The organism is Mesorhizobium sp. P3_A9 (genome assembly GCF_056402975.1).
This window is the reverse complement of sequence record NZ_JBFUGJ010000829.1, coordinates 1-540: the sequence shown is the minus strand read 5'-3', so window position 1 is coordinate 540 and position 540 is coordinate 1. Positions and strand designations below refer to the sequence as shown.

Genomic DNA, 540 nt, shown 5'->3' with positions numbered 1-540 from the left:
ACCGTCCCCGTCGCCGTGCCGTCCTGGCTCGTCACCGTGAAGGTGTCGGTCACGACCTGGCCCGCGGTCAGTTCGTTGTGGGCGCCGTTGCCGGCGTAGCTCCAGGCGCCGTCGGCGTCGATCGAGAAGTCGCCATAGATGCCGGCCGTACTGGCCTGCGCCACCACATGCGCTTCACCCGTGTCTGGGTCGGTGATCGTCAGCTGGCCGCCGGTGTTCAGCGCCGCCGCCGYGTCGCCTTCGGTCACGGACTTCGAGTCCGAGCTCACCGTCGCCGCATCGTTGGTGCCGGTGATGGTCACSGTCACCGTCCCCGTCGCCGTGCCGTCCTGGCTCGTCACCGTGAAGGTGTCGGTCACGACCTGGCCCGCGGTCAGTTCGTTGTGGGCGCCGTTGCCGGCGTAGCTCCAGGCGCCGTCGGCGTCGATCGAGAAGTCGCCATAGATGCCGGCCGTACTGGCCTGCGCCACCACATGCGCTTCACCCGTGTCTGGGTCGGTGATCGTCAGCTGGCCGCCGGTGTTCAGCGCCGCCGCCGCG

At 69.7% G+C, this 540-nt stretch carries 1 protein-coding gene; it reads right to left on the bottom strand.

Annotated elements, in window-relative coordinates; all coding sequences use genetic code 11:
- A partial coding sequence (locus AC1DX0_RS36970; protein ID WP_477359643.1) for a VCBS domain-containing protein occupies positions 1-540 on the bottom strand: 540 nt, incomplete at both ends.